General features: G+C 61.9%; 1 protein-coding gene. It reads left to right on the top strand.

The features are described 5' to 3' along the window. Positions 1-11 precede the first annotated feature (11 nt). A complete protein-coding gene (locus tag ACTWLJ_RS26060; protein ID WP_445179055.1) occupies positions 12-13637 on the top strand; it encodes a non-ribosomal peptide synthase/polyketide synthase in 13626 nt (4541 codons plus the stop codon). The last annotated feature ends 58 nt before the right edge of the window (positions 13638-13695 follow it).

Raw genomic sequence — 13695 nt, 5'->3', positions numbered from 1 at the left:
AGGACCACGGCATGCAGCAGTTGATTGAATCGGTAGGCGCGCTTTCTCCCGAGAAACGCAAGGCGCTGGCGATTCTACTGGGCAAACAGGGCATTAACCTTTATGGCATCGCGCCGATTTTTCGGCGCACTGAAGGTGAACCGCTGCTGTTGTCTTATGCCCAGGAGCGGCAGTGGTTTCTCTGGCAGATGGAGCCGGACAGCGCGGCGTACCACATTCCCACGGCACTGCGTTTGCGCGGGGCTTTGGACATGGCGGTATTGCAGCGCAGTTTCGATACGCTGATCGAGCGTCACGAAAGTCTGCGCACCGGGTTTGCCCGAGGGGATCAGGACCAGGCCATTCAACTGATCAAGGCACCGTTCGCCTTGCAGATGCAGATCCGCGAGCTGGACGGTGAAGTCGATGAACCGCGTTTGCGCGCGGCCATCGAAGCCGAGATCGCCCGCCCGTTCGACCTGGAGCAGGACGCGTTGCTGCGCGTCTGCCTGTTGCGTCTGGCGCCGGACGATCACGTGCTGGTGATGGTCCAGCACCACATCATTTCCGATGGCTGGTCGATGCAGGTCATGGTCGGTGAGCTGATCGAACTTTATGCCGGGTTCAGTCGCGGCACGCCGGCCACGCTGGCGGCATTGCCGATCCAGTACGCCGACTTCGCCCAGTGGCAACGTAGCTGGATGGACGCCGGTGAGCGTGAGCGGCAATTGAATTACTGGGTCGAGCATCTGGGCAGTGATCCGGGTGTACTGGAGTTGCCCGCCGATCATTCGCGCCCGTTGGTGCAAAGCTATCGCGGCGCACGCCTGGATCTGCAACTGGATGCGGCGTTGAGCAAGGGTTTGCAGGACATCGCCCGCCGGGAAGGCGTGACCATGTTCATGTTGTTGCTGGCCTCGTTCCAGACCTTGTTGCACCGTTACAGCGGTCAGGACGACATCCGTATCGGTGTGCCGATAGCCAACCGCAACCGTGCCGAAACCGAAGGTTTGATCGGCTTCTTCGTCAACACTCAAGTGCTGCGCGCAAGCCTCGACAGCAGCATGCCGTTCAGTGCGTTGCTGGCTCAGGCCAGGCAGTCGGCACTGGGTGCTCAGGCGCATCAGGATCTGCCGTTCGAGCAATTGGTCGAAGCGCTGGCGCCGGAACGCAGCCTCAGCCGCAGTCCGTTATTCCAGGTGATGTTCAACCACCAGAGCGGGGCAAAGCAAAGCAGTCAGGCCATGCAGTTGCCGGGGCTGCGTGTCGAAAGTGTGAACTGGGACAGCCTTACCGCGCAGTTTGACCTGACCCTGGAAACCCAAGAGTCGCCGGACGGTGTCTGGGCCTCGTTGATCTACGCCACGGACTTGTTCGACGGCGTCTCCATCGAGCGCATGGGGCGGCATTGGCAGGCGTTGCTCAAGGGCATCGTCAGCAACGCGCAGCAGCGGGTTGGTGAGCTGCCGATGCTCGATGCCAGCGAGCGACAACTGATGCTGCACGACTGGAATCGTGCGGACGCGCCGTTTGCCAGTGAGCTGTGCATCCATCAGTTGATCACTCGTCAGGCCGGGCAAACCCCGGATGCACTGGCAGTAACGTTTGCTGACCGCCAACTGACTTATGCGCAGCTGGAGGCGCGCGCCAACCCGTTGGCCCATGCGTTGATCGAGCGCGGTGTCGGACCGGAAGTGCGGGTCGGCGTGGCCATGCAACGCTCGGAAAACCTGCTGGTCGCGTTGTTGGCCGTGCTCAAGGCTGGCGGTGTGTATGTGCCGCTTGACCCTGATTATCCGGCAGATCGCGTTGCTTACATGCTTGAGGACAGCCGTGCGCTGTGCCTGCTGACCGAGCGCGACGTGGCCGCCAGCCTGGCGATTGGCAGCGGCACCGATGTGCTGTTGATGGACAACGCCGACAGCGATTTCGCCGCTTACCCGACGCATGCACCCACCTCTCGTGTCGATGCCGACAACCTCGCCTATGTGATCTATACCTCCGGTTCCACTGGCAAACCGAAGGGCGTGGCGATTGCCCATCGCAACGTGCTGGCCCTGATCGACTGGTCGCAGTCGGTCTACAGTCGTGACGACATTCAGGGTGTGCTGGCCTCGACGTCGGTGTGTTTCGACCTGTCGGTGTGGGAGTTGTTTGTCACGCTGGCCAACGGTGGCTCGCTGATCATCGCGCGTAATGCGCTGGAATTGCCGCAGTTGCCGGCCCGCGATCAGGTGCGCCTGATCAACACCGTGCCTTCGGCCATCGCCGCACTGCAACGCAGCGGGGAAATTCCGTCGAGCGTGCGCATCATCAATCTGGCTGGCGAGCCGCTCAAACAGTCGCTGGTCGATACCTTGTACCGTCAGACCCCGGTCGAGCACGTTTTTGACCTGTACGGCCCGTCGGAAGACACCACGTACTCGACCTGGACCCGACGCACCGCCGGTGGCCAGCCGAGCATTGGCCGACCGCTCAAGCACACCGCCAGTTTCGTCCTCGACGGCGAACTGCAACCGGTGCCGCAGGGTGTCGCGGCCGAGTTGTATCTGGCCGGTGCCGGGATCACGCGCGGCTATCTGGCGCGTCCCGGGCTGACCGCAGAAAAATACCTGCCGAACCCTTTTGGCGCGCCCGGCGAGCGTTTCTACCGCACCGGCGACCTGACCCGTTATCTGGCCGATGGCAACCTGCAATATGTCGGGCGTATCGACCATCAGGTCAAGGTCCGGGGTTTCCGTATCGAACTGGGTGAAATCGAAGCGCGGCTGTTGCAGCAAGATGTCGTGCGCGAGTTGGCGGTACTGGCTCAGGAAGGTGCCAGCGGTCAGCAACTGGTCGCTTATATCGTGCTCAATGGCGCCTTGGGCGATGCCCAGGAGCAGGCGCGCCTGCGCGAAGTGCTCAAGGCTGCGCTGCGCGAACACTTGCCGGAATACATGGTCCCGGCGCATCTGTTGTTCCTTGAACACCTGCCGCTGACTCCCAACGGCAAACTGGATCGCAAGGCGCTGCCCAAACCCGACGCCGCGCTGCAGCAGCAGACCTATCTGGCACCCGTCAACGACAGCGAACAACAGTTGTGCGAGATCTGGCAGGCAGTGCTCGGGCTGGAGCAGGTCGGCGTGACCGACAACTTCTTCGCCCTGGGTGGCGACTCGATCATTTCGATTCAAGTGGTCAGTCGCGCCCGGCAGGCCGGTCTGCGCATTACTCCCAAAGACCTGTTCCAGTACCAGACCGTGCAAGGTCTGGCTCGGGTCGCCCAGCGTGGCGAGGCGGCGTTCAGTATCGATCAGGGGCCGGTCAGCGGTGTCACGCCTTTGCTGCCGTTCCAGCAGCGTTTCTTCGAGCTGGAGATTCCCGAGCGTCAGCGCTGGAACCAGTCGCTGCTGCTCAAGCCTGCGCAAGCGGTTGAGGCCCAGGTGCTGGAGCAAGCCTTGCAGGCGTTGGTGCAACATCACGACGCGTTGCGCCTGAGCTTCGTCGAGGGCGCTGACGGCTGGACCGCCACGCACCGTGCGCCGGCTAACCAGCCTTTGCTGCAAAGGGTGACGGTGCAACATGGCGACGAAATCGAAGCCGTGTGTGACGCCGCTCAAGGCAGCCTTGATCTGCAAGTCGGGCCGCTGTTGCGCGCGGTACTGCTGGATGTGGCTGACGGAAGCCAACGGCTGTTGCTGGCGATCCATCACCTGGTGGTCGATGGTGTTTCGTGGCGGGTATTGCTCGAAGACTTGCAGAGTGCCTGCGAGCAAGTGCAGAGCGGACAAGCGATCAAGCTCGCGGCCAAGACCAGCCCGTTCAAGGCCTGGGCTGAACGCCTGCAAGCCTTCGCGGGTGGCGAGTTGCAAAACGAACTGGCCTGGTGGGCCGGGCAACTGGGCGCCGCCAGCGCCGATCTGCCGTGTGACAACCCTGACGCCGGCCTGCAAAACCAGCATGTGCTGAGCGTCGAAACCCGTCTCAGTGCCGACCAGACGCGGCAACTGTTGCAACAGGCACCCGCAGCGTACCGCACGCAGATCAACGATCTGCTGCTGACCGCGCTGGCTCGTGTGATCTGCCGTTGGACTGGCCAGGCTTCGACCTTGATTCAGCTCGAAGGCCATGGCCGTGAAGAACTGTTCGATGACGTCGACCTGAGCCGTACCGTGGGCTGGTTCACCAGTCTGTTCCCGGTACGCCTGACGCCTGCGCTGGCGCTGGCCGACTCGCTCAAGGCGGTCAAAGAGCAACTGCGCAGCGTGCCGAACAAAGGCCTGGGTTTTGGCGCCTTGCGTTATCTGGGCGACCAGCAGGCACGCCGGACGCTGGCCGCGCTACCGGTGCCGCGTATCACGTTCAACTATCTGGGGCAGTTCGACAGTCAGTTCGACGAGGCTGCGCTGTTCGTCCCGGCCAGCGAAAGCACCGGGCGGGAGCAAAGCGCGCTGGCGCCGCTGGCCAACTGGCTGGACATCAACGGCAACGTCTATGGCGGTGAGCTGAATCTGAGCTGGTCGTTCAGCCGCGAGATGTTCAATGAGGCAACCATCCAGCGTCTGGCCGATGACTATGCGCAAGAACTTAACGCGTTGATCGCGCATTGCTGCGACCCGGACAACCATGGCGTCACACCGTCCGATTTCCCGCTGACGGCATTGAACCAGACGCAACTCGATGCACTGCTGCCGCAATCGGAGTCGGTGGACAACGTCTATCCGCTGTCGCCGATGCAACAGGGCATGCTGTTCCACACGCTTTATGAGCAAGGCTCTGGCGATTACATCAATCAGATGCGCGTCTCGGTCGAAGGGCTGGATGTCGAGCGCTTCCGTCAGGCCTGGCAGGCAGCCCTCGATGCCCACGACATTCTGCGCACGCGGTTTGTCTGGGGAGGCGAGCAAGCGGTACCGTTGCAAATCGTCGAGCGCTCGGCCACGTTGCCGTTCACCGCTCACGACTGGCGCGATCAGTCGGCGGATGCACTGGATGCGCTGGCCGATACCGAGCGCAACCGTCGATTCGATCTGACGCAAGTGCCACTGCTGCGCCTGGTGGTCGTGCGCACGGGCGAGGATCGCCACGAACTGCTTTACACCAGTCACCACATTCTGATGGACGGCTGGAGCAACTCGCAGTTGCTCGGCGAAGTGCTGCAACGCTATGCCGGACAAACTCCCGCTGCGACCGTTGGTCGTTACAGCGATTACATCGCCTGGCTGCAACGTCAGGACAGTCAGGTCAGCGAACGATTCTGGCTGGAGCGCCTGGCGCAATTCGACGAGCCGACCCGTCTCGCCCAAGGCCTCGCTGATCATGCGGCGAATGCCAGTGGCGGCGCTGCCGACCAGTATCAGCAGTGGATCGATGCGACCGGCACCTTGCGCCTGAGCGAATTTGCCCGGCAGCAGAAAGTCACCTTGAACACTCTGGTGCAGGCGGCGTGGCTGTTGCTGCTGCAACGCTATACCGGGCAGCCGACCGTGGCTTTCGGCGCGACAGTGTCCGGGCGCCCGGCGAACCTGCCGGGGGTCGAACAGCAAGTCGGATTGTTCATCAACACCTTGCCGGTAATCGCTCGTCCCGAGCCGCAACTGACCGTCGGCCAATGGCTGCAAACCGTGCAGGAACTGAATATTTCCCTGCGTGATTTCGAGCACACAGCGCTGGCCGATATCCAGCGCTGGTCGGGGCAGGGCAGCGATGGTCTGTTCGACAATTTGCTGGTGTTCGAGAACTACCCGATCTCCGAGGCGCTGGAGCAGGGTTCGTCGCTGGGCCTGAATTTCGGCGCGGTGGATACCCGCGAACAGACCAACTACCCGCTGACCGTCGGGGTCAATCTTGGCGAAACGCTGTCGGTGCATTACAGCTTCACCCCGGCGCACTTCAGCCATGGCGCCATTGTGCGTTTGCATGCGCAATTGGCCTCGTTGCTGGAACAATTCGTCCAGTCGGCCAATGCCCGTCTGGGTGCGCTGACTTTGTTGAGCAGCGCCGAGCAGGTGCGTCTGCAGGTCAGTAACCGTGCACAGCCGTGTACCGACCCGTTGCTGGTGCAGCAACGTATCGCGCTGATTGCCACGCAGCACGCAGAACGTGAAGCGGTGCGCTGTGGCGATCAGGCGCTGACGTTCGCTGAACTGGATAGCGCATCGAATCGCCTCGCGCATTTACTCATCGGCGAAGGTGTCGGCCCGGAAGTGCGGGTTGGCGTTGCGCTGCCGCGCAGTCCGTCGATGCTGGTGGCGTTGCTGGCAGTGCTCAAGGCCGGTGGTGCTTATGTCCCGCTGGACGCCAGTTATCCGCGTGAGCGCCTGGCTTACCTGATCGAAGATTCGGGTATTGCCCTGTTGCTCACCGACTCGCAATTGCGTGGGCAACTGCCGTTGAGCAACGGCCTGCATGCGCTGGACCTCGACACTCTGCAAACCGCCGGGCTGCCGAACACCGCGCCGCAAGTCGAACTGCATCCGGAGAACCTCGCTTATGTGATTTACACCTCCGGATCGACCGGGCAACCGAAAGGCGTTTGCGTTGCGCATGGCCCGCTGGCCATGCATTGCCAGGCCATCGGCAAGCGCTACGAAATGACCCCGGACGATTGTGAGTTGCACTTCATGTCGTTCGCCTTTGACGGTGCCCATGAACGCTGGCTGACCCCGTTGACCCATGGCTCGCGCCTGCTGTTGCGCGACGACAGCCTGTGGAGTCCGGAGCAGACCTACACCGCGATGCAGCAACACGGTGTCACCGTGGCCGCGTTCCCTCCGGTGTACCTGCAACAACTGGCGGAGCACGCTGAGCAGGCGGGTAATCCGCCGGCAGTGCGCATCTATTGTTTTGGCGGTGATGCGGTACCTAATGACAGTTTCGAACGAGCTCGCGCCGCGCTGGCACCGGACTACATCATCAACGGTTACGGGCCGACAGAAACCGTGGTCACACCACTGATCTGGAAGGCCGCACGCAACGACGTGTGCGGCGCCGCCTATGCGCCTATCGGTACGCGTATTGGCGACCGTAGCACTTGCGTGCTCAGTGCTGATCTGAACGCTTTGCCGCAAGGAGTGATGGGCGAGTTGTATCTGGGGGGAACGGGCCTGGCTCGCGGTTATCTGGATCGGCCGGCAATGACTGCCGAACGTTTTGTGCCGGACCCGTTTGGTGCGCCGGGTGCACGGTTGTATCGCAGCGGCGACCTGGTACGCGAACGTGCCGACGGCGTATTCGACTATCAGGGTCGGGTCGACAACCAGGTGAAAATTCGTGGTTTCCGCATTGAATTGGGCGAAATCGAAGCCCGTCTGCTCGAACTGAGCAGCGTACGTGAAGCCGTGGTCCTGGCGCATGCCGGACCGAGCGGCAAGCAACTGGTGGCTTATCTGGTACCGACCCAACCGGTCGAAGATGCATTGCCGGGGCAATGGCGCGACAGCGTGCGCAACAGCCTCAAGGAAAGTCTGCCGGCGCACATGGTGCCAGCGCATCTGATGGTGCTGGCGCAATTGCCGGTGACGCCCAACGGCAAACTGGACCGCAAGGCCCTGCCGGCCCCGGACGCCAGTCTGATGCAAAACAGCTACGTCGCACCGCGTAACGAACTGGAGCAGCGCATTGCCGCGATCTGGGCCGATGTGTTGCGTCTGGAGCGAGTCAGCGCCACGGACAACTTCTTCGAACTGGGCGGCGATTCGATCATCTCGATTCAGGTGGTGGGCCGCGCACGCCAGGCCGGCATTCAGTTCACGCCCAAGGATCTGTTCCAGCATCAAACCGTGCAGGCACTGGCAGTTGTGGCCCAACTGGGTGGTGCGGGCCTGACCATTGATCAGGGCCCGGTCAGCGGGATGACGCCGCTGTTGCCGTTCCAGCAGCTGTTCTTCGCCAGCGATATTCCCGAGCGTCATCACTGGAATCAGTCGTTGCTACTTAAACCGGGGATGGTGTTGCAGGCTGACACGGTCGAGCAGGTGTTGCAGGCGCTGGTGGTGCATCACGATGCATTGCGTCTGTCGTTCAGCGAAAACGCCGCAGGCTGGATCGCCAGTCACCGTTCTGCGCAGATTGTGCCGGATATGCTCTGGCATCGTTCGTTGAGCGATATCGGCGACATCGAAGCGATCTGTCAACAAGCACAAGCCAGCCTTGATCTGCAGAACGGTCCGCTGTTACGCGGCGTGTTGCTGGACCTGCCGGATCAGACTCAGCGCCTGCTGTTGATCGTGCATCACCTGGTCGTTGACGGCGTCTCCTGGCGGGTACTGCTGGAAGATCTGCAAACCGCGTTCAGTCAGGTGCGGGCCGGTCGGGGCGTGGAGTTGCCGGCCAAGACCAGTGCCTTCAAGGCCTGGGCCGAACGTCTGCAAGCGCATGCCGCCAACCTCGATGGCGAACTGGCGTTCTGGCAGGAGCACTTGCAGGGTTCAGCGGCGACGCTGCCGTGCGAACGTACCGACGGCAGCCTGGAAAACCGTTACGCACAAAGTGTGCAGACACGTCTTGCGCCAGACCTGACCCGGCAATTGCTGCAACAGGCCCCGGCGGCTTACCGCACGCAGGTCAACGATCTGCTGCTGACCGCGCTGGCGCGAGTAATCAGCCGCTGGAGCGGGCATGCTTCGGCGTTGATTCAGCTCGAAGGTCACGGCCGCGAAGACTTGTTCGACGACATCGACCTGAGCCGCACGCTCGGCTGGTTCACCAGTGTATTCCCGGTGCACCTGACACCGGTCAGTGGCCTCGGCGATTCGATCAAACAGATCAAGGAACAACTGCGCGCGATTCCCGACAAGGGCATCGGTTTCGGTGCTTTGCGTTACTTGGGCAACGATTCGGCGCGCGCGGTGTTGGCGCAGTTGCCGAGCCCAAGAATCACCTTCAATTATCTGGGCCAGTTCGACAGCCAGTTCGACGAGTCGGCATTGTTCATGCCGGCCAGCGAAAGCGCCGGCAGCGACCTCAGTGAGCGCGCGCCGCTGGGCAATTGGTTGTCGGTCAACGGCCAGGTGTATGGCGGTGAACTGAGTCTGTCGTGGAGCTTCAGCGAGCAGATGTTCGATACCGCGACCGTGCAGGCACTGGCCGATGACTACGGACGTGAACTGGCGCTGCTGATCGAGCATTGCCTGGCGCCAGACAACCACGGCCTGACGCCTTCCGACTTCCCGTTGGCGAGCCTGAGTCAGGCGCGTCTGGACGGGTTGCCGGTGCCGGTGGCAGACATCGAAGACATCTATCCGCTGTCACCGATGCAGCAGGGCATGTTGTTCCACACCTTGTCCGACGATGGCGACGACCTCTACGTCAACCAGCTCAACCTGTCGGTCGAAGGCCTCGACATCGAGCGCTTCCGTGACGCGTGGGAATGCGTGGTGCAGCGCCACGAAATCCTCCGGACTTCGTTCCACTGGCAGGACAGCCAGGCGTCGCCGGTGCAAGTGGTACACCGCCAGGGCAGCGTCGATCTGCAAGCACTCGACACACCGATGGACGAGGCGCAACTGGCCGAATTCGCACGCCAGCAGCGGGTGCAGGGTTTCGAGCTGAACCGCATGCCGTTGCAGCGTACACGGCTGATCCGCCTCGGTGCGGACAAGCATCAGTTGATCTGGACCAGCCATCACATCCTGATGGACGGCTGGAGCAGTTCGCAGTTGTTCGGCGAAGTCTTGCAGCACTATGCCACCGGTCAGGTCGAAGGCGAGAGCGGGCGCTATCGCGATTTCATCGCCTGGTTGCAGAAGCAGGATTCGGCGCAACTCGAACAGTTCTGGAAAGGCCACTTGCAAACGCTGGTCGAGCCAACGGCGCTGAGCCAGGCCATGCATCCTCGCCATGAGTCCAGCGAGCACGGTCACCAGGCGATCTACACCCGTTGGGACGCAAACCAGACGGCCGTTTTGCAACAGCATTGCCGGGCACAGGGCATTACCGCCAACACCTTGATTCAGGGTGCGTGGCTGATGGTCCTGCAGCGTTACACCGGCCAGCACAGCGTGGCGTTCGGCGCCACTGTGGCCGGGCGACCGGAAGGCTTGCCGAATGCCGGCAGCATGCTGGGCCTGTTCATCAACACCTTGCCGGTGATCCAGACGCTTGATCCGGCGCAACCACTCAATACCTGGCTGAGCCAATTGCAGGCCTACAACCTCGATCTGCGCGAGCACGCCCACGCACCGCTGGCGGATATCCAGCGCTGGTCGGGGCAGGGCGGTCAGCCGCTGTTCGACAGCATTATCGTGTTCGAGAACTACCCGATTGACCAGCGTCTGGAACAGGCACCGGGTGGTCTGCGTTTCGGCACTTCGGCCAGCCACGACGTCACCAACTTCCCTATGGACCTGGCGGTACATCTGGGCGAAGAGTTCTCCATTGAGTACCTGTTCCTGCGCGACCGCTTCAGCGTCGAAGCCGTCGAGCGGATTCGTCTGACCATGGAGGTGATGCTGCACGCAATGATGCACACGCCAGAGGCCTGCCTGGGCAACCTGCAACGTCTGGCCGAGCCGCAGTGGCAAGCCTTGCAACAGTGGGGGGCGGAACCGGCGGCAGTGCATCGTCGTGACTTGCTGCCGGCATTGATCGCCGCGCAACGTCCCGAGGCGATTGCCGCCGAGTGTGGTGATGAGCAGTTGAGCTATGCGCAACTGGAACGTCGGGCGAATCAACTGGCGCATCATCTGATCGCTGCCGGCGCCGGGCCGGAAGTGCTGATCGGCGTAGCGCTGGAGCGCTCTATCGACATGCTGGTTGCGTTGTTGGCGGTATTCAAGAGCGGCGCTGCCTACGTGCCACTGGACATCGATTACCCAAGCGAACGCCTGGCTTTCATGATCGAAGATTCGGGCATGCGCCAGATGATCAGCCGTGGTGCCGCCAGTCAGCGCCTGCCGCTGCCGGCCGGTCTGCCATTGCTGGATCTGGATCATTTCGACGCCAGCCAATATCCGCTCACCACGCCGCGTGTGCAAACCGTCGAGGACAGCCTCGCGTACCTGATCTACACCTCGGGCTCCACCGGTCTGCCCAAAGGCGTGGCGGTGACTCACGGGCCGTTGAGCATGCATTGTCAGGCGATCCGCGAGCTGTATGAAATGGATCACACCACCCGTGAGTTGCACTTCATGTCGTTCGCTTTCGATGGTGCCCATGAACGTTGGCTGACCACGCTCGCATTCGGTGGCACGCTGGTATTGCGCGATCACGAACTGTGGACGCCGGAGCAGACCAGTCACGCGTTGCTCAACCGCTCGATTGATATTGCCTGCTTCCCGCCGGCCTATCTCAAACAAGTGGCCGAGTACGTTGAGGCCAGTGGCATGGTTGTGCCGAAGGTGCGCATTTACTGCCTCGGCGGTGATGCGGTGCCGGAACAGACCCTGGCCCAGGTGCGCCGGGTACTGCAACCGCAGTTCATCACCAACGGCTACGGCCCGACCGAAACCGTGGTCACGCCGATGCTCTGGAAAGCGGCCAACGATGAAGCCTGTGCGGCGGCTTATGCGCCCATCGGGCGAGTGGTCGGCCAGCGTTCGCTGTGGGTGCTGGATGACGATCTCAATCCGTTACCGCAGGATCTTTCAGGGCAGTTGTACATCGGCGGCTATGGGGTTGCCCGTGGTTACCACGGACGTGCGGCGATTACCGCCGAGCGTTTCGTGCCGGACCCGTTCGGTGCACCGGGCAGCCGTCTGTATCGCAGCGGCGACCTGGTGCGCCTGCGCGCCGACGGTATCCTCGATTACGTCGGCCGCGCCGACCATCAGGTGAAGATTCGCGGGTTCCGTATCGAACTGGGCGAAGTCGAAGCCTGCCTGCGGGCACAGAGCGGCGTTACCGACGCCGTGGTCATCGCGCGTGACGGTGTGTCCGGTAAACAGTTGATCGGCTATGTGGTCAGTGATGACGACAATGCCGGTGATCGCCTGAAAACCTTGCTGCGCTCGCAGTTGCCGGAATACATGGTGCCGTTGCAGATTATCTGTCTGGCGCGGCTGCCGATTTCGCCCAACGGCAAGCTTGATCGCAAAGCCCTGCCCGAGCCGGAGTTCTCGGCAGATCAGTACCAGGCACCACGCAATGACGAGGAAACCTGGCTGGCCGGGATCTGGGCGGATGTCTTGCAGGTCGAGCGCGTCGGCATCAGCGACAACTTCTTCGAGTTGGGCGGTGATTCGATTCTCAGCCTGCAAGTGATCTCCCGGGCACGTAACCATCCGCAACTGAAACTGGAAATCAAGCTGCGCGACCTGATGCGCTTCCAGACCATCGGCAACCTGTTCGATCAGCAAGCGGTGATGCAATCGAGCCAGACCGTGGACAGCACTCATGTGGCTCAGGCCGGCGGGTTCGGCCTGCTACCGATTCAGGAGTGGTTCTTCGCCGAGGGCATGAGCGAGCCGCATCACTTTAACCAGGCGATGATGCTGCGCTCGCGCCAGCCACTGGACTCTGTTGCACTGGAACGCACTATGCGGCTGATGCTGGAGCAGCATGACTCATTGCGCCTGCGCTTCTTCCAGGATCAGGGGCGCTGGTTGCAGCACTATCAGTCGCTGGATGACAGCCTGCGTAACGCCACTCAAGATCCGTTACTGTGGCAACGCCAAATCGGTGATATCGAGCAGTTGGCGGCACTGGTCAACGAAACCCAGCGCAGCCTGAATCTCGTCGATGGTCCGCTGATGCGCGGCTTGCTGGTGAACTTGCCGGACGGCGAAGTGCGCCTGCTGTTGGTGGTGCATCACCTGGTGATCGACGCGGTGTCGTGGCGTATCTTCCTGCAGGATCTGCAACTGAGTTACGAGGCTTTCAGTCAGTCTCGGGAACCGCAACTGGCGCAGCGCACCAGCAGTTATCGCGCCTGGGCCGATGGCCTTGCAGCGCAAGTGCCGGCACTGGTCGAGCAGGAACTCGATTACTGGCTCGGACAGCTGGGTCAGCCGGGGAAGGATCTGCCGTGTGACAACCCGCGGGGCAAGAATCTGGTGCGTTTCCGCGAAGAGACCTTCATGGGTCTCGACGCCACCCGCACCGGGCAATTGCTCAAGCAGGCACCAGCGGTGTACGGCACGCAGATCAACGATTTGCTGCTGACCGCTCTTGGTCGCGTGCTATGCCGCTGGAGCGAAGCCGAATCGGTGCTGGTGCAGCTTGAGGGCCATGGTCGTGAAGACCTGGTCGAAGGGCTGGACCTGAGCCGCACGCTGGGCTGGTTTACCATTATGTTTCCGGTGCGTCTGGCGCCGTTGGCCGGGCAGGATTTCGGCGCTTCGATCCTTGCCGTGCGCGAGCAATTGGCGGCGGTCCCGCAAAAGGGTGTTGGCTACGGCGCGCTGCGCTACATGGCCGATGCGCCGGTACAACAGCAGTTGGCCGCGTTGCCGCAGGCGCGCCTGACCTTCAACTATCTGGGGCAGTTCGACCAGACGTTCGACGAGCAGGCGATGTTGCTGCCAGCAGACGAGCACATCGGCGACGTCTACAGCCTCGATGCCAACCTCGGTAACTGGCTGGAAATCGTTGGTCAGGTGTTCGACGGCAAGCTGTCGATGCGTTGCATGTACAGCACCCGCCGGTTCCGTCCGAGCACCATCGAAACCCTGATGCAGGCGTATCAGACTGAGCTGGAAGCGTTGGTCGAGCATTGCCTGCAGCAGTCTGTGGTCTGAGCGGTTTCTTAACTTTTTGAAAGGGCCGGTGCGCGTTCTGCGCATCGGTCCGGGATGT

Source organism: Pseudomonas sp. McL0111, from assembly GCF_052567255.1.
The sequence above is the reverse complement of the archived record's forward strand: the minus strand, read 5'-3'. Positions and strand labels throughout refer to the sequence as shown.

Bases quoted from the DNA above. Each gene is read 5' to 3' on its own strand.
- ACTWLJ_RS26060 (WP_445179055.1), top strand. From the start codon at position 12: ATGCAGCAGTTGATTGAATCGGTAGGCGCGCTTTCTCCCGAGAAACGC.